Annotated in this window: 16 protein-coding genes; 11 read left to right on the top strand and 5 right to left on the bottom strand. The window is 45.8% G+C overall.

What is annotated here, in order from left to right; genetic code table 11:
- The first annotated feature begins 39 nt into the window (after window positions 1-39).
- From HUF13_RS03560 to purT, 3 genes are all read left to right on the top strand, one after another.
- A complete protein-coding gene (locus HUF13_RS03560) occupies window positions 40-1,041 on the top strand; it encodes a fibrobacter succinogenes major paralogous domain-containing protein (RefSeq protein WP_173473837.1) in 1,002 nt (333 codons plus the stop codon).
- Window positions 1,023-3,716: a fibrobacter succinogenes major paralogous domain-containing protein gene (locus tag HUF13_RS17240; protein ID WP_304038773.1), complete on the top strand. Its 2,694-nt coding sequence runs from the start codon at window positions 1,023-1,025 to the stop codon at window positions 3,714-3,716. Before HUF13_RS03560 ends, HUF13_RS17240 begins: the two co-directional genes overlap by 19 nt.
- A 130-nt stretch (window positions 3,717-3,846) precedes the next feature.
- Complete coding sequence (gene purT, locus HUF13_RS03535) at window positions 3,847-5,031, top strand: formate-dependent phosphoribosylglycinamide formyltransferase (protein ID WP_173473836.1); 1,185 nt, start codon at window positions 3,847-3,849, stop codon at window positions 5,029-5,031.
- 94 nt (window positions 5,032-5,125) lie between these two features.
- Here purT and HUF13_RS03530 read toward each other — a convergent pair whose 3' ends face one another.
- A complete protein-coding gene (locus HUF13_RS03530) occupies window positions 5,126-5,884 on the bottom strand; it encodes an RsmE family RNA methyltransferase (RefSeq protein ID WP_173473835.1) in 759 nt (252 codons plus the stop codon).
- An 89-nt stretch (window positions 5,885-5,973) separates the two neighbouring features.
- Here HUF13_RS03530 and HUF13_RS03525 point away from each other — a divergent pair, with 89 nt between their 5' ends.
- From HUF13_RS03525 to HUF13_RS03490, 8 genes are all read left to right on the top strand, one after another.
- Window positions 5,974-6,765: an HAD-IIA family hydrolase gene (locus HUF13_RS03525; protein WP_173473834.1), complete on the top strand. Its 792-nt coding sequence runs from the start codon at window positions 5,974-5,976 to the stop codon at window positions 6,763-6,765.
- Window positions 6,765-7,646, top strand: a complete 882-nt coding sequence (locus tag HUF13_RS03520) for a metal ABC transporter solute-binding protein, Zn/Mn family (RefSeq protein ID WP_173473833.1) — start codon at window positions 6,765-6,767, stop codon at window positions 7,644-7,646. Before HUF13_RS03525 ends, HUF13_RS03520 begins: the two co-directional genes overlap by 1 nt.
- Entirely contained in the window at window positions 7,646-8,425 is a 780-nt protein-coding gene (locus HUF13_RS03515; RefSeq protein ID WP_173473832.1) for a metal ABC transporter ATP-binding protein, read from the top strand. Before HUF13_RS03520 ends, HUF13_RS03515 begins: the two co-directional genes overlap by 1 nt.
- 190 nt (window positions 8,426-8,615) lie before the next feature.
- A complete protein-coding gene (locus tag HUF13_RS03510) occupies window positions 8,616-8,906 on the top strand; it encodes a hypothetical protein (RefSeq protein WP_173388524.1) in 291 nt (96 codons plus the stop codon).
- On the top strand, window positions 8,906-9,391 hold the full coding sequence (gene ybeY, locus HUF13_RS03505; RefSeq protein WP_173473831.1) for an rRNA maturation RNase YbeY: 486 nt from the start codon (window positions 8,906-8,908) through the stop codon (window positions 9,389-9,391). Before HUF13_RS03510 ends, ybeY begins: the two co-directional genes overlap by 1 nt.
- Complete coding sequence (locus HUF13_RS03500) at window positions 9,384-10,709, top strand: hemolysin family protein (protein ID WP_173473830.1); 1,326 nt, start codon at window positions 9,384-9,386, stop codon at window positions 10,707-10,709. The genes ybeY and HUF13_RS03500 overlap by 8 nt, the downstream gene beginning before the upstream one ends.
- A 203-nt stretch (window positions 10,710-10,912) precedes the next feature.
- On the top strand, window positions 10,913-11,905 hold the full coding sequence (locus HUF13_RS03495; protein ID WP_173473829.1) for an ORF6N domain-containing protein: 993 nt from the start codon (window positions 10,913-10,915) through the stop codon (window positions 11,903-11,905).
- 52 nt (window positions 11,906-11,957) lie between these two features.
- Entirely contained in the window at window positions 11,958-12,185 is a 228-nt protein-coding gene (locus HUF13_RS03490; RefSeq protein ID WP_173473828.1) for a hypothetical protein, read from the top strand.
- Here HUF13_RS03490 and HUF13_RS03485 read toward each other — a convergent pair.
- From HUF13_RS03485 to HUF13_RS03470, 4 genes are all read right to left on the bottom strand, one after another.
- Complete coding sequence (locus tag HUF13_RS03485) at window positions 12,175-13,017, bottom strand: NgoPII family restriction endonuclease (RefSeq protein ID WP_173473827.1); 843 nt, start codon at window positions 13,015-13,017, stop codon at window positions 12,175-12,177. The genes HUF13_RS03490 and HUF13_RS03485 overlap by 11 nt on opposite strands.
- Window positions 13,014-14,006, bottom strand: a complete 993-nt coding sequence (locus HUF13_RS03480) for a DNA cytosine methyltransferase (RefSeq protein WP_304038771.1) — start codon at window positions 14,004-14,006, stop codon at window positions 13,014-13,016. Before HUF13_RS03480 ends, HUF13_RS03485 begins: the two co-directional genes overlap by 4 nt.
- Before the next feature lie 733 nt (window positions 14,007-14,739).
- Window positions 14,740-16,584 carry a DNA topoisomerase IV subunit B gene (locus HUF13_RS03475; RefSeq protein WP_173473826.1) on the bottom strand — a complete coding sequence of 615 codons (1,845 nt, stop codon included), beginning with the start codon at window positions 16,582-16,584 and terminating at the stop codon, window positions 14,740-14,742.
- A 159-nt stretch (window positions 16,585-16,743) separates the two neighbouring features.
- On the bottom strand, window positions 16,744-18,057 hold the full coding sequence (locus HUF13_RS03470; protein WP_304038769.1) for a tetratricopeptide repeat protein: 1,314 nt from the start codon (window positions 18,055-18,057) through the stop codon (window positions 16,744-16,746).
- Window positions 18,058-18,238 lie beyond the last annotated feature (181 nt).

Here is an 18,238-nt window from a genome sequence, read left to right as displayed (position 1 = left end):
TTATTTTGTATATTGCCTTCATAAACGAACGGCGTATTTATGTATAAATTTATCCCTGTATTTGTTTTCTTGTGGCTTTTAGCTTTGACGATGCTTGCCGCGTGCAGCTCCGCTAAAAATATGTCGTCGGATTCTTCCGCAGTCATCCCTGCCTTAGATTCTGCTGCCTGCACTGTCAGCACTGAGCAACGCCGAAGTGAGCAAAGCCGGAGCATGCCGGAATCAGATTCTTCCGCTGTCATCCCGGACCCCGTTCCAAGATCAGATTTCGCAGATTCCATAGAGGCCCCTAAGCAGTATGCGGCGCTTGATAATGAAATTGAATATTTCCGTGACATCCGCGATGGTCAAGTTTACAAGATGGTGACTATTGACGATCAAGTCTGGATGGCAAGAAACTTGAATTACGAAATGGCCGGTAGCTATTGTTATAAAAATAACGCGAGCAATTGCATGAGATATGGCCGCCTTTATACTTGGGATGCGGCGATGAATGCGTGCCCCGATGGCTGGCATTTGCCGACGTATGATGAATTGGTTTCGTTGATAGAACATGCAAGGGGACAATTTTTGGCGGGAAGTGTGCTCAAGTCTAAGGATAGCTGGAAAAATTGCAATCAATGCGATTTTGCTGCTGATAAGTACGGTTTTTCGGCACTCCCCACCGGTGTCATGAACGAAGATGGTTCTTTCGAAAAAATACGTGAATATGGTTTTTTATGGAGTGCTACAGAAACCGAGTCTAACCAAATTCCATACATGGGTTTTGCGAATGTTTCTAGTGTCGCGATGCTGCTTTTGGAAAATAAAAATAAAGGTTTTTCCGTTCGTTGTGTTAAAGGGGAATCTCCAAAATCTGAGGGGCCCTTAAAAATGAATGACTTGGATCGACCGAGAATTAAATTTTACGACCACCCTTTGACGGAGGAATGTGTATGTATAGAGTTTATGGGTGGACTAAAACGATGTAAATACACCTGCTATGCGAATACTCCTGTATTGAAGAATGGAGAATCGAAAATATGGCTAGACGAATTTTAATGTTGATTCTTTATGCAGTTGTGCTTGAGACTCTAGCTGCGTGTGGTGCTTCTCGTAATGAAGTTAAAGCTGATGGTTGCGCAACTGGCGATGAACTGCGTTTAGCTGAATCTACGGAAATGCTTGTCGATCCTCGCGATGGACAAATTTACAAGACCGTAAAAATAGGCCATCAAATTTGGATGGCTGAGAATTTGAATTACGAAACAGCAAGATTTATAATAGACGGCATAGCAACCATGGGTACGAGTTTTTGTTATGGCGACCACATCAGTAACTGTGCTAATTATGGCCGTCTTTATATGTGGACTGCTGCAAAGGATGCTTGCCCTGAGGGCTGGCACTTGCCCGATACTACCGAATGGAAAACTTTGTTTACAACTGTTGGCGGAATGCCTGTAGCAGGCAAGACCCTAAAATCTACTTTCGATTGGAACTATGGTGGTCTAGGAACGGATGAGTATGGTTTTTCGATTTTACCCTCTGGAGCGATTCGACTCGATGAGGATTTTTATGGGGAACCTCACATTAGTTATGGTAAATATAGGAATGTCCCTTATGACTTTTTCGCAAATAGTGAATATGCTGGATTTTGGAGCTCTGTAGAGAAAAATGAAAATAATGCCTATAGTGTTACTTTGTCATATTACAGAGATGATGTGGGATTAGAGGGTGATTATAAAGGAAGTGGATTTTCTGTTCGCTGTGTTAAAAATGATCAATCTTTTGAACCGCAAATTTCATCGTCAAGCTTGAAAACGGCGGTGAAAAATGAAGAATCCTCTTCTTCTGCAACTTCGTCATCTTTTGAGAAATTCCCACCTTCGGCGGTCCTTGAAGGAATGCTTACGGATAAACGCGATGGCCGAAAATACAAAACAGTGACTATCGGCTCTCTAACTTGGATGGCTGAAAATTTGAATTATGATACTTTGGGTAGCTATTGCTTTGGAGATGATTCTGGCAAATGTGAAAAGTACGGTCGCCTTTATACATGGGATGCTGCGATGAATGCGTGCCCTTCGGGTTCACATCTGCCGAGAATAGGTGAATGGAGGAGCTTGTTTTATCATGTTGGCTGGATGGATTTTGAAGTTATGTATACTCAAATTGGTTCGGAGGACGTTCTTGGAATGAATGATTCGTCCTTGGTGGGTAAGGTTTTGAAGTCAAAATCGGGATGGCATGGCGGTGGCGATGGAACGGATGATTATGGATTTTCCGTTCTCCCTGCTGGCTTTAGATATGGTAATAATGGGACTTATAGCGCTGAGGGAAATTTTTCGTTTTTTTGGAGCGATTCCCTTTTTGAAAATAAAAAAGACGCGTATGCAGTGAATCTGAGTTACTACCATGATAAGGCCGATATGTATAAAGAATCAAAGGATATGGGATTATCGGTTCGTTGCGTTCTTGACGAAAGGCAGGTTGCAAAAGTTGTTTTGCCTTCAGATGTTATCAAGGATACGCTTGTTGATTCTCGCGATGGACGCAAATACAATACGGTCACAATTGGCACGCAAACTTGGATGGCCGAAAATTTGAACTACGCAACGGCCAATAGCTACTGTTTCAACAATGATCCTGATAAGTGTGCTGAATACGGTCGCTTTTATACTTGGGCCGCGGCGATGGATAGTGCTGGAATTTTTGGCGTGAATGGCGAGGGGTGCGGTTATAAATCAACTTGCAAACCGCTTGGGGCTTACCCTGTGCAGGGAGTTTGCCCTGCAGGTTTTCATTTGCCAACAACATATGAATGGAAAATCTTGTTTTCTGCGGTGGGTGGAAAAATATCTGCCGGAAAAATGCTCAAATCAACGATGGGTTGGGAAACGAATGGTACGGACGATTATGGATTTTCTGCGATTCCTGTGGGTCGTTCGTCTTTTGAAAACGGAACTTATTTCGAGAGCTCAATCGCTAATTTTTGGAGTGTTGATGACCATGACGTTTCGAATTCTGTGAGCCTGGATAATGGCGAGGATGCCCATTTCAATCGCGATGATGTTCGTAATCGGTATTCTGTTCGTTGCGTCAAAGATAGAAAATCAAAGTCGGGTTTCGTTCACCCTTCGAGTGTTGTGAAAGATAGCGTCATAGATTCCCGTGACGGACAAACTTATAAAACTGTCACCATCGGTAAGCAGACTTGGATGGCGGAAAATTTGAATTACGATGTGCAGGGGAGTTATTGTTATCTCGATAGCGTTGAATATTGCTCTAAATATGGTCGCTTTTATCCATGGAATTTGACTAAAGATGTTTGCCTTGTCGGTTTTCATTTGCCATCAAAAGCGGAATGGGAAACGTTGATTAAATCTGCTGGCGGAGAAGAGTACGCTTATACATTGCTTAAATCTAGAGTTGGACCGATTGAAAACGAATTTAAGTTCTATGCAGCCGGTAGAGATGATTATGGATTTTCTGCCCTGCCTATCGGATGCAGGGCTAGTGATGGAAATTTTGAAGAAGATAAAATTGTTGAAAATGATGCACATTTTTGGAGCTCTACAGAAAGCAATAGCCGAGATTCCGCCTATTCTATGGATTTTAAACATGATGTTGAAGCTTATATATCAGGAAGTTTTGGTCATTTTATAGATATTCTTCGAACGCTTTTGAAACAAAGAGATAAAAATTATGCCGTGCCAGTCCGCTGTGTGAAAGATTAGAGGCTATGGGGTACTAACCCTTTTACCAAGCTTTTCCTAACCACTAACCACTTTTACCAAACATTTCCTTCCTACTTCCTACTTCCTACTTCCTACTATTCCTATATTTTTAGCATATCAAGGAGACTATATGGCAGAAATCGGTACACCTCTAAGTTCTAGTGCAACCAAGGTCCTGTTCTGCGGAGCAGGTGAATTAGGCAAGGAAGTCATCATCGAAATGATGCGCCTCGGCGTCGAAGTGATTGCTGTGGACCGTTACGCCAACGCGCCTGGCATGCAGGTGGCTCATCGCAGCTACGTGATCAACATGCTCGATGGCAAGGAACTCCGCGCCGTTATTGAAAAGGAAAAACCGGACTACATCGTGCCGGAAGTCGAAGCTATTGCAACGGATACGCTCGTGGAACTCGAAAAGGAAGGCTACAACGTCATCCCGACCGCTAAGGCTACCAAGCTCACGATGAACCGCGAAGGCATTCGCCGACTCGCTGCCGAAGAGCTTGGACTCAAGACGAGCCCGTATCGCTTTGCCGACAACTTCGAAGATTTCAAGGCTGCGGTCAAGGAAATTGGCATCCCGTGCGTGGTGAAGCCGGTGATGAGTTCTTCTGGTCATGGTCAGAGCGTCATCAAGACTGAAGCTGACATTGAAAACTCCTGGAACATTTCTCAGACGGGTGGCCGCACGGGTGCTGCCAGCCGTGTGATTGTCGAAGGCTTTGTGCCGTTCGATTACGAAATTACTTTGCTCACGGTCCGCCATGTGGCTGGTACGAGCTTCCTAGAACCGATTGGCCACCACCAGGTGGGTGGCGACTATCAGGAATCTTGGCAGCCCCAGCCCATGAAACCGGAACTTTTGGAACAAGCGAAAGTGATTGCGAAGAAGGTCACGGACGCCCTTGGCGGTCGCGGCATCTTTGGCGTGGAACTGTTTGTCTGTAAAGATGAAGTCCTGTTCAGCGAAGTTTCTCCGCGTCCGCACGACACCGGCATGGTGACGCTCATTTCTCAGGACCTCTCCGAATTTGCTTTGCACGCACGCGCTATTCTTGGCCTCCCGATTCCAAACATCGCATTCCACGGCCCGAGCGCTTCGAAGGCTATCGTCGTCGATGGCGATTCTGACCACGTGAAGTTCAGCGGCCTCGAAGAAGTTCTTGCAGAACCGGATACGGGCCTTCGCTTGTTCGGAAAGCCGGAACTCAAGGGACACCGCCGTATGGGCGTTCTCCTTGCTCGTCGCAACACCGTCGAAGAAGCCAAGGCAACCGTCATGGCTATGCGCGAAAAAGTCAAAGTTAGTTTGTAGGTTTTAGGTATGGGGTCGCACTGAAGTGCTTTGAGGTCGTGCTAAAGCACTTTGAGCACGCTTCGCTTTGAGCGGTTGCTCATACCTCATAGCCCTATAAAACTTTCCCTAGTGCAATTATTGCGGCTGTTCTTGCGCGGAGGCGCGTGTTACCGAGGTTCAGCAAATGGACTTTGCCGTTCTTGAACGATTTTACCGCTTCGATTTCGCGGGGCGAAAAACCGCCTTCCGGGCCTACAAGTAAAGTAATCGGTGCGGCATTTTCATTTGCTATGGAACCGCCCGCGGCATTCCCGTTTGCGGAGCTTTCCTCCAAACCCAAATCCAATTTGCGTACTCCATCGATATCGCAGAGGATCAAGTCTCCTTTATACTGCGAAAGCCATTCCGCAAATTCAATCGGCCCTTCGATGCGTGTCATCCAGGGCTTTTTCGATTGCTTTAAACTCACGAGCGCTTTCAGCTCGGCGCGGCGAACTGTCTTTTTCAAATCGGAATTTTTCGGTTCCTGCGAATAGTCTGTACGCAAGAAAATAACGCTGTCCGTTTCGGTTTGTGCTGCATGGAATACGACTTCTTCGAGCGCGTCATCCTTGAGGCAGGCGATACCGAGATTCAGGCGCGGGCGCTTGAGGGGCGCGTCTTCGACCGTATCTACGCGGACTTCGCAGGCCTTGGCGTCTGCCTTGGTAATCGTTGCGTCGGCGTAATGCCCGAGGCCATCGCAGAGTTGCAATATGTCGCCATTTGCAGCACGGCAAACGCGTACGGCATGGCTGCTTTCGTTTTCGTCCAAGATAATGGTACCAACGCTAATGAGCGGACAATAGAAACGGCTATCGGGAGTTTTCATAACTTAAAAATAAAAAAATCTAAGCTCTAAGCCTCATCAACTTCCTACTTCCTACTTCCTACTTCCTACTAATTTCTATATTACATCCCGTGAAAAAAGTAAAAGCAGTTGTCTTCGATTTAGACGGAACTCTCTATTTGAGTGGCCGCCCATACCCTGGTGCGGTCGAAACGGTCAATTGCGTGGCAAAGCGCGTGCCTGTCTATTATTTGAGCAACAACACGAGCAAGTCTCCGGTCTTTTACGAAAACCGCCTCAAGGTCATGGGGCTTCCGCTTGCCGATGATTCTATTATCTCGGCGTTGTATCTTTCGCTCGATGCCATTCACGAACGCAAAATCAAGAACGTGTTTTTCTTTGCAAACCCGGAAGTGTACGAATGGTTTGCGGCGCAGGATCCGAGTCTCAATTTGCGCCCGTCGGTCGAAGAAACGGAACTTGTGCTTGTCGCTTACCACAACAGCTTCGATTACCGTGAACTTTGCGAGCTTTCTTTCCGAGTGCAGCATGGCATCCCGTTCTGGGTGACGCATACGGATTTTGTTTGCCCCGACGAACGTGGCCCTGTGCCCGATATCGGTAGTTTCATGGCGCTTTTGAAAACAGCTTATGGTGTCGAACCCGAGATGAGTTTTGGCAAGCCGAATCCGGCTATGCTTTCGGGACTTTTAAAGCTTTACCGCCCTGAAGAAATCTTGTTTGTGGGCGACAGACTCTATACGGACTTTGAACTGGCAAAGCGCTCCGGTTGCCGATTTGTGTTGCCCCTGTGTGGCGAATCAAAAATGGCGGATGTCGAACGCCTTGATGTGAAACCAGAATTTATTGTAAATAACGTTAGTGAAATAGATTTTAACGCTTTCTTGGAAGGGAAAAAATAATGCGTCGTATTGCACGTTTTTTATTCTTGCTTGTTACGTTTGCTGTTGCCGTTGTTTTTGCTGAAGATGGAAAAATTACCGTTGCCGTTTCGTTGCAGCCTTATGCAACGCTTGTGAAAATGCTTGGCGGTGATCGCGTGAATGTGGTGACGCTTTTGCCGCCGGGTGCCGATCCGCACAACTTTGAACCGAAACCTGCTGTGATCAAGGCTTTTTCGCTGGCTCAAGTTTATTTTTCGGATGGCTCAGGTCTAGATAAAGTTTGGCTGCCTCGTTTTTTAGCCGCAAATAAAGATGTTAAAGTCATCGATATTTCTAAGAATATTGAATGGATGAAGTCGGAACATGATGACCATGAAATTCATGGACATCATCACGATGAAGATGAAATTGATCCGCATATTTGGACATCTCCATATCGTGTGAAATTCTTGGCTCAAAATATTTATCAAGCATTAAAGCAACTTGATCCTGAACATGAAATTTTTTATACCAGTCAAGTTCAGGCTGTTCAAAATCAGTTGACCGCAGTTATGCGTAAATTGAATGAAACTGTTATCAGTTTACCGAGTGACCGTCGTTCTTTTATCGTGTTCCACCCGTCTTATGGTTACTTGGCAAAGGATTTCAAGCTTAAGCAGTATGCTATTGAAGTGAACGGCAAGGAACCCAAGCCGCGTGATTTGGCGAACCTCATCAAGATGGGCCGCAAGAATGGAATAAAGGCCGTGTTTGTACAGCCGGAATTCAGTAAACGTGCTGCAGAAACAATTGCAAAGGATCTTGGCGCTGTTGTCGTCGAAACGGATCCGCTTGCCGCAGACTTTATTGGTAATACGGAAAAGTTTATTGAAGCACTCAAAGAGGCTGGCAAAAAGTAATGTCTGCAATCGACATCAAAGATCTCAATTTTGGCTATGGAAAGTCGCCCGTGTTGACGGACGTGAATCTTTCAATTGACGAAAATGACTTTGTTGCCATCATCGGGCCAAATGGCGGTGGCAAGTCCACGTTGATGAGGTTAATGGTTGGGCTTTTGAAACCGACTTCTGGGACTGTGCGCTTGTTTGGCGAAAAGGTTCCGACGAAACGTGTGGCTGTTGGTTATGTGCCGCAGAACACGAATAAGAATATTGAATTCCCGATTACGGTGGGCGAGTGCGTTGCTACTGGAAAGATTGGGCTTTCTTCGAAATCGGAAGAGGTTAAGGCCGCGCTTGAACGTGTGCATATCGGTGGCTATTTGGACCGTCGCTTGGGCGAACTCAGCGGTGGTGAGCGTCAGCGTGTTTTAATTGCTCGTTCTCTTGTCTGTAATCCGAAGATTCTCTTTTTGGATGAACCGTCCAACAACATTGACGTGGCGGGAATTGAAGCGCTTTACAACATGCTTGCCGAATTTAGCGAAACCATGACGATTGTGATTGTAACGCATGACTTGATGGCTCTTTCGCATAAGGTGAAAAGCGTCGTGTGCGTGAACCATTCTGTGCATTATCATGAAGGCGCAAATTTAACCGAGGATATGCTCCATCGCACATATGGTTGCGAAGTCGATTTGATTGCCCATGGCGTGCCGCATCGCGTTCTCGGGAGCCATGACCACACCCACGGCGGCTGCTGTGAACATCATCACCACGAAGTGGTGAGTAGACAGTAGGCGGTAGGAAGTAGGCAGTTGACTGCAAATAAAAATTGCTTATTTGTTTTCCTTCCTACTTCTAACTTCCTACTTCCTACTGCATTCTCCTATACTTTCCTAATTACATTTCCCATCATTTCCATAATAATGTTATAATTGTATAGTGCTTGTGGCAAGATAGGAGTCTTGTAATTCATTGGAGGTAAAAATGAGCGCAGAAGTCGAAGAATTGACCGTCGAATACACTGACGAAGAAACCGGCGAAGTCGTCATCAAGGAATTGGACAAGGAAGTCCTGTCGAAGGGTGCTTGGCCGACCGTGATGTTCTTTTACCAGGATCGCGATCCGAAAACGGGTGAATTCAGCGAACCGAAGGTCTCTTTGCGCCGTTACCGCAAAATGCAAGGCATGTTCAAGCCTCAAGGCAAGTTCAAGATTACAGGCAAGGCGCAAGCCGAAGCCATTATCAACGTATTAAAAAAGTGGTATAACATTTAATGCCAGACCCTGCTAGTAAAAAGAAAGACTACACTATCGATTTCCTGTGCGAGGGGAATATCGAGTCCTTCCCGTGGAAGGATAAGTTCGAAGCTATGGCCCGCAAACTCCTAGCCGAAGAAGGTACGGAGAACAACGTTAATATCGTTCTTTGCACGGATGAGTTCGTTCGCGAAATGAACAAGAACTACCGCGGACTCGACAAGGTGACGGATGTGCTCTCGTTCGAGTGGCACGAAGAAATCCCCGGCGAAGAAGAAATGCTTGGCGAAATCTATATCGCTCGCGACCAAGTCAAGCGCCAGGCCCCGCAATACGGTAACAGCTTTTTTGCCGAGATGAAACGCGTGATTGTTCACGGGCTACTCCACCTGTCGGGGTACGACCACATGAAGGCTGCCGACCGCAAAGTGATGCGCGCCCGCGAATGTGAGTTCTTGGGACTGGATCCATACAAGGACAAGGAGAGCATGGAAAATGGGTGATACGAACACCATTGCTATTGTTCTTCTCGTTTTCTTTCTTTTTGTTTCGGCGTCTTTTACTTTAATCAAGGCTGTCTTTGCGGCAATTTATGCCAAACGTGAAGACCATGACCGCACGGATCGCGAAGCGAAGATTGCAAAGATCGTTGAAAACTGTGGCTACAACGAAACTGTCTCCATCGGCCGTATATTCTCGGATGTGGGCATTGGCGTTTTCGGCTATTACCTCTTCTCGAATGCTCCGTGGCCGTGGGTTCACGATTATTGGTTGTTTGGAATTTTGGCGTATATGCTTTGTGCTTGCGCCGTGATTTATGTGGTGACGATTTTCTGCCCGAACTTGATTGGAAGCTTAAAGCCTGATACTTTGTCTGTAATTCTCGTTCCGCTTTACAGACTGCTTCGCATGCCATTTGTTCCGGTTGGAAAAGTTTGCCATACCGTTTACCTCAAGCTTTTGAACGCTCTGGGCTACGATGCTAAGCTCAGCTTCTTGCCTGAAGAACGCCGTGATGCTGTGCAGGCGGATATTTCGGATTCTTCGCTTGCCGAAGGCGAAGGCCTTGAAAAAGAAGAACGCCAGATGATCCTCAACATTTTCGACTTCGTGGAAACGCCGGTGCGCGAAATCATGACGCCGCGTGTGGACATGTGCGCGATTGATGTGGACACCTCGCTCGAAGATTTGGTGAAGGTCTTGAACAACGAACGCCATTCGCGTTTGCCGGTTTACAAGGAAACGGTCGACAACATTGTCGGTATTCTTTCGAACCGTGACTTTTTGGAATGGTACACGGAACATCGTGACGAACCATTCGATTTGATGAAGCTTGTGATGCCGCCGGTCTACGTGCCGTACCACAAGAAGATTGATGATCTTTTGACGGAACTCCGCAAGACGGGTAACCAGCTTGCGATTGTCGTGGATGAATATGGCGGCACGGCTGGCCTTGTGACGCTCGAAGATATTCTTGAAGAAATCGTCGGCGAAATCCGCGACGAAGATGACATGGACGAAGACGAGGACGTGCAGAAGTTGAAGGACGGACGCTACATTCTCGATCCGCTGATGACGCTTTCGGATTTGGAATACGAACTCGATGTGGAACTCAAGCCGCCTGAGAATTCCCATGTGGAAACGCTCTCTGGCTTGATTCAGGCAACGCTTGGAATCATCCCGTCGCCGGGCGCCGAAGTCAAGATTCAAGGCTACACGTTCCGCGTTCTGCGCATGGATGGCACCCGCATGGAAAAGGTCATGATGATCCTCCCTGCCGGCGTGAAAGGCCCCAAGACGCAGACACTGCATAAAGTGTAACGCTCTTTAAATGCAAATGAAAAAAGCTCGCGACCTTTGGAATTGCGAGCTTTTTGCATTTAAAATATTGTTTTGGGGAAATGTTTTTTGTATATTGAATATATAGGTGATTGTTATTCACCTCAAAAAGATTAAAGAGTTATCAAATTGCCGGTTTTTTATATGAAAATATAAAAGCCGGCTTTTTTTTGTGGGAGAAAAAAATGAAAAACGATGTAGGTAATGAGTTTGTCTCGTTGAATCCTTTGACTGCGACTGAAATTGAAAGGATGATTCTTGTCATTCGCGATAAGCAGGTGCTACTTGACCGCGATTTGGCTACGATTTATGGAGTGGAAACGAAGCGTATCAATGAACAGGTAAAGCGTAATATCGAAAGATTTCCAGAGGAATTCTGTTTTCAATTGAATTTGGAGGAGGCTTCTTGTTCTTCAAAGTCGCAAATTGCGACTTTGAACGCTAGTGGTAATAAACGCGGCTTTAACGTGAAAAAATTGCCTTATGCATTCACGGAACAAGGGGTTGCAATGCTTTCTGCCGTATTGCATAGTGAAAATGCCATAAGAGTAAGCATAGGCATTATGAATGCTTTTGTTGCCATGCGTCATTTTATGATGCAAAATGGCTGCATTGTCAATCGCCTTTCAAATGTAGAAGCGAAGATTATTAATCAGGATGAACGGATGCTTGCGCAAGACCGAAAAATGCTTGAACATGATCAAAAAATAGATGAACTTTTTGAAGCTATGGATCGGGGCGAATTGCGTTCAAAGGGCTTGTTCTATAATAACCAGGTTTTCGATGCTTATGTATTTGTGTGTGGCTTGATTAGGCTGGCTAAAAAGAGAATTGTCCTAGTTGATAGATATGTGGACGAGAAAACTTTGACAATGATGCTTAAACGGCAAAAAGATGTTTCTGTAACAATCTATACCTATGATAAAAGTAAAGTTTTTGGAGTTGATCTGTCGGTATATAATGCTCAATATCCGAATTGCCCGATAAAAATTTTGCCCAGTTATGGTATGCATGATAGATTTCTGTTTATTGATGAAATCGCATATCATTTTGGAGCTTCGCTCAAAGATTTGGGTTCTAATACCTTCTTTTTTAGCAAGGAGGAGTTTACTTTGGATGAGGTCATGAAGAAAAGTAATGAAATTGCGAAAGAAAAAGCGCAGAATGGAAAATGCTAGTTGTCGTTTTGTGTCATTTGATTAAACTATTTTTTATGAAGGAATTAACGAAATGAATGAAAAATTACAAATTATTGAAAATGCTTTAAAAGAACTCGGATTTTCAACCGAGCGAGATTTTTTACCTGTAGTTCTCGATAAGTATGTTTCTATGGGTGGACGGTTCTCTTATTGCGGGGCTACCAATGCAAAAATGCATTTGGAACTTGATGATGAATTCCAAATGCTTGATAATATCGCTTATTCGTTAGGTTTAAAATTTATAGGATTTAAAAACTAAATGAAATTAGCTTAGCATCTCGCAAGTTTGCTGGATTGTTTGGGTCTTTGATACGAATGTTAGAAATGCTTAAAGACCTTTCGGCTGTTGCCAAATTCATCAAAGTTGTGGCATTTCCAAATGTTGCCCATTTTTCATTATTGATGATGCACATAAATGAAAAATGGTTGTTGGAATTTCGCTGGTATACATAAGAAAAAACTTTCCATGGGTTTTCTATGCCCCACATACCACGAACTCGCATATATGTTATGCCTAGGGGATCGACCTTATTGATATGGCCGAGTTCTCGTGATTCGGCAAATTCAATTGAAGGAATGCTCTCAACGGATTCTTTGATTGTATTTTTAATTCTCAGGTAACAGGATTCGTCAGCACAATAATCCATGCCATAGACTATGCTCAATTGTTTTAGTCGGTTGCTTTGCACGAATCCGACAATATACATGATGTCTTTGCTTTCCCATGTTTCTGCGGTTTTGCAAGCTTGGCTTATCATTGAACTGCTAGCGAACAGTTTGTTTTTGGGGTAACTGCTGTTTAATGCTAGTGCAGAATTGGGAGTTTCTATTTTCTTGACTTCAATTGCGTCCCCTTCTCGTAACATGGCGTCCGGTGGGTTTGAATTGTTTCCAAGATAAGAGAATGTGTTGCTGATTTTTTCTAGTCGTTGCGCACCGTCTTTATTGAATGTTCCTGCAAAAAGGTCTTTGACGTATTCTTCCAAACCGTCGCCAGAATTGTTAGCTCTGTTGTTTCCTGCTGTATTTTCAAGAAGGGAATTGTTTTTGTAATTCACGAGGTTGATAATTGCATCAATGATATTGCTCATTTCAAATCCTTTTTGATCTGCATTGCCATGGCGTAGGCTAGGTTGACAGGAACGGCGTTGCCGATAACTTTATAACCGACAGAAACATCGTTATAAACAAACTTGTAATCGTCTGGGAATGTTTGAATTCTTGCGCATTCGCGAACGCTTAATCGTCTATATTCTGATTCGTGACCTGGTGCGAAAATTTGTTTGTTCTTTTCGACCTTGACCATTTTGGGAGCTTTGGGATGAAGTGGAGCTTGCCGTCCGCCAGCTTGAATTGTAAATGAAGGCTCGTCCCAGCTACGCACTCTATTGCGTGACATAAATATGGGGGAGAATCCTCCCGTCATGTATTCATGATTGGGAATATTGAGGTCTTTGTTCGCTTTGTTGAATTTTTGGGCGGGAACGGCTTCTGGCAAATCACCAATAGCTTCCTTTAGATTTGGTTTATGCTCTAAAGGTTCTGGATGAATGAATTTTTTGTTTAAATCTTTTCTGTAGCCAACGATGATGACTCGTTCTCGATCTTCGGGAACATTGTAATCGTTGGCATTTAAGAGTTTCCAGGAAACATTGTATCCAGCTTCTTCGAATTTATTTAAGAACTCCTGGAATGACTTATAATGTCTGGAGCTAAGAATCCCTGATACATTTTCGCATAAGAAAAATTTGGGTTGTTTCGCTTTTAATACGCGAATGTAATCATAGAAGAGCTGACCTCGTTTGTCATTTATTCCTCTCCCTGCTCCAGCTTCGCTCCAACTTTGACAGGGTGGACCACCAAGAATCCCATCGCAATCTGGAATTTCATCTTCAGAAATGTCTGTTATACTTCTATGGTCTAATGGTACATTTGGGTAATTGGCTTCGAATGTCGCCCATATGGATTTATCGTACTCGTTTGCCCATATGATTTTAAATCCTGCGTTTTCAAAACCTTTGTCAAGTCCACCGCATCCCGAGAATAGAGATACTATTTTAAGAGCTGCTTTTGCCATCATTCGCTCCGCGTTGAAAGTGAACGAGTTCACTCTCGCGGGAGCGGTTCTTGCCGATTCGCTTGGCCGGGGTGCGGACAAAAAAAGAAAGGGCGGGGAGCCGACTCACTCCTCGCCTAAAAGCGTGACAATTTCAGAAAGAATACAATACACCCGCAAAAACCTGAGCGGGTACAATACGCTCAGGGTACACTACGCCCGCGCAATTCACGGGCGATGGCGAGTCTTTGTCTTATTCCTTGTATTCGTGAAAGTGTCTAGTTTTCAAGTAAAGAACAAGAGCGATACTCAACGAGAGTTCACCCTTGTTCTTGCAGACTTTTCCAAGCGTTTTTTGGATACAAAAAAAGGCGTGGAGTTGAATGCACTTACTACTTGAAGGCCTAGACTGCCCGAATACAATAAGCACAAACAACTCACGCCCCAAAAGGCCGCTTGCAAACAGGCAAACTGCTACTAAACAATAGACCATGTAGCAAAACGATGCGGCAGGCATACGCCGGTCGCAGACGTGAGCGTTCACCTTATTCTCTGTATTCTGAAAGTGTCTAGTTTTCAAGTAGAGAACAAGAGCAAATACTCTATTTTACATTGTAAATATAGATTATTATGGAATTTTGGAGAAGATAAAAAATGTCATTCTATAGCTCAAGGCTTTAGAATGACATCTAAAACTAGTAACTAAGTTCTCGGAGCGCTGTGGCCTATGTTTTGCCAACTGCGCCGCTAGCGTCAACTACAATTCTTCCACGGCTTCGGCTCTCAGGTTCTGCACGATGTGCTCCTGGCGGCTCGGCGTGTTGTTGCCCATGTAGTATTCCAGCATCTTGCCGAGCGTTGCGTCGGGCGGAATGCTGACCGTTTCGAGGCGCATGTCTTCGTTGATGAACTGTCCGAATTCTTCCGGGCTGATTTCGCCAAGACCTTTGAATCGAGTGATTTCGAGACCGGTCTTGCCGATTTCCTTGGCCGCCTTGTCGCGTTCGGTTTCGTCGTAGCAGTACTTGGTCACTTGCTTGTTGCGCACGCGGAAAAGCGGCGTCTGCAAGATGTACAAGTGCTTTTGTTCCACGAGTTCCGGGAAGAACTGCAAGAAGAATGTCATGAGCAAAAGGCGAATGTGCATACCGTCCACATCAGCATCGGTCGCGATAATCACTTTGTCGTAACGCAAGTTTTCGAGACCGTTTTCGATATCGAGCGCGTGTTGCAACAAGTTGAATTCTTCGTTCTCATAGACGACCTTCTTCGTCATGCCAAAGCTGTTGAGCGGTTTACCGCGCAAGCTGAACACGGCCTGCGTCTGCACGTTACGGGCCTTGGTGATGGAGCCGGATGCGGAGTCACCTTCTGTAATGAAAATCATCGATTCGCGGTTGAGCGCGTTTTTCACGTCGGTGAGGTGGATCTTGCAGTCGCGGAGTTTGCGGTTGTGCAAGTTTGCCTTCTTGGCGCGTTCGTTCGCAAGCTTCTTGATGCCTGCGATTTCCTTGCGTTCGCGTTCGTTCTGCGTGATGCGGTTGAGGAGCGCCTTTTCAGTTTCGGGATTCTTGTGCAAGTAGTTGTCGAACTGACTTGCCACATAATCGACGACCCAGGAACGCAACTGGGCGCCTCCCGGCGAAACCGTCGTAGAACCGAGCTTCGTCTTGGTTTGAGATTCGAACACTGGTTCCTGGATGCGCACGGAAATTGCACCGATGATGCAGTTGCGCACGTCGGCCGGATCGAGGTCCTTCTTGAAGTGGTCGCGGGCGCCCTTGACGACACCTTCGCGGAATGCCTGCTGGTGGGTACCGCCCTGCGTGGTGTGCTGGCCGTTCACAAAGCTGTAGTAGTGCTCGCCGTACTGGTTGCCGTGCGTGAACGCGCATTCGATATCCTTACCCTTGAAGTGAATCACCGGGTAGCGGATGGAATCGTCCACGTGCTTGTTCAAAAGGTCCAAAAGACCGTTCGGGCTCGTGTAGACCTTGTCGTTCATCACGAGCTGGAGGCCGTTGTTCAAGTAGGCGTAGTTCCAAACCTTTTCTTCCATGTAGGCCGGGAGGAATCTGTAGTTCTTGAATATGTCGGCATCCGGTTCAAAGTAGATTTCTGTACCGTTCTTTTCGGTGGTGGCGCATTCCTTGTAGTCCTGTACCAGGACGCCACGGCAGAACTCGGCCTGCTTCATGCGGCCGTCGCGGAAACTCTTGACGATGAACTTCGTGGAGAGGGCGTTCACGGCCTTTGTACCCACACCGTTCAAACCGACCGACTTCTGGAAAGCTTCGGAATCGTACTTACCACCCGTGTTGATCTTCGATACGCAGTCGATGACCTTGCCGAGAGGAATGCCACGGCCGTAGTCGCGTACGCGAGCTGCGTGGTCGTCGATATCAATTTCAATCTTCTTGCCCGCACCCATGACGAATTCGTCGATGGAGTTGTCGATAATTTCCTTGACGAGCACGTAAATGCCGTCGTCCGGGCTCTGTCCGTCGCCGAGCTTACCGATGTACATGCCGGGGCGGAGGCGGATATGTTCATGCCATTCGAGGGACTTGATACTGTCTTCTGTATATTTCGTAGCTGCCATTAATCAATCTCTTAAAATGTTCATCACCTCAAAATTTAGAGGTTCCCTTTCGTTTCGATAATCAAAACAAATATATAAAAAATTATCTACTGCACATAAGGGCAAGACCTAACGGGGCTCTATCAGGCAAAAATGGGTTATTTTTACGAATATCCCGTTCTACAAATCGTCTTCTAAATCAACGTCCAAAAAATCAGGCTTCTTTCTGCCACTAGGCCCTCCAGGACGAGTGAAAGGTGAAGCCTTTGTAAAGCCTGCGTCTTCCAAAATGCGCTTGCGGTTGGATTCGAAACGGTCACTCTGGATTGATTTCTGCATAAACGATGCGTAATCTTCAATAGCCTGGTGAACCTTGTCGAATGTCGGGCGCAAAGCTTTACGCTTGCTTTCCACACGCGGAGTCGGCAACTGACGAGCTAGATCCAAGGCGATAACCTGAACGGAGTCGAACTGACCCTGCATTGCGTCATAGGCCTGACGGGCACTGTCGCGAGAAGCAACAGACACCATCGGCCTTTCAGTGAGATTTTCAGCTTCGGTCAATGCTTCAAGAGCGTTCTGGAAGTCTTTCTTCATGAAGTAGCAGTAACCCATTAGGAGGTTGGCTTCAGGCACGAAAAAGGATTCCGGAAGGTTAGAAATAATCCACTTGGCCGGCTTGATTGCTTCATCCAACTTGTAGACCTTGGCAAAACACCATGCAATACCGAGCAAAGCTTCGCCGAACACCGGAGATTCCTTATGGACCTGGAGATACATCCGAGCTGCGGCAACGATGTCTGGCTTTTCTGCAGAGAAGAATAGGTGACCGAGCTTGACCTTCGCGGCGTCCTGAATGTCGCGTTCGGACTTGTTGGAAACCGGCTGTTCCGTAACAGCGCGGAAACAGTTTTCGGCTTCGTCAAACTTGCTCATACGGTTGTAAGCGATACCCATGGTATAGCGAGCGTAGAGGTAGTTGGCGTTACCCGGAAGAATAGAGGCGAGCAGGTCAATGGATTCCCGATAGAGACCCTGTTCGAACTTGATTTGGCCAGCAACGTAATCCGCGTCCGCCTTCGCATCGCTTTTGCCGTACTTCTGAGCGATAACCTGATACTTGTCCATAGCTTCTTTGTACTTGCCTTCCTTATAGTCGATGTTCATCAACTGGAAATGGAACTTGGCGAGTTGATCACTTTGCGGATAACGTTTGATAGCATCTTCATAGACAGCCTTTGCTGCCTTGTGCATACGAAGGTTTTCGAAGGACTTTGCCATGTAGAAAGCAGCTTGGTCCACCAAGCGGAATGACGGGTACTTCGTCTGGATTTTACCAAAAGCGTATGCGGCATCCAAGAACCGACGTTTCATGAAGAGAAACTTAGCTGAATGGTAGTCAACGAGCGGATCCCTTTCATAGATTCCTGCCGAGTCCTCATACATCCAAGTGTTACTACCATATTCAGGAGACCAGTTGTCCTGCTGATACATGTTCGACGCATAGGAAAACTCCGTAAATAAAGACGTGCTGGCTACGGCAAGTCCAATTGCGCACGTCTTGATCAAACTAGTATGTAAGACCATTTTATCTAAAATTGAAAACTCTTCTAAAAAAACATTTCTTCAATATACTTCATTTTGTGTGGGAAACCCAATCGATTGGGCTTAGATT

It is taken from the genome of Fibrobacter succinogenes, assembly GCF_902779965.1.
Taxonomy (GTDB): Bacteria; Fibrobacterota; Fibrobacteria; order Fibrobacterales; family Fibrobacteraceae; genus Fibrobacter; species Fibrobacter succinogenes_F.
Note: the sequence above shows the minus strand (reverse complement) of the source record. Positions and strands in the feature narration are given on the sequence as shown.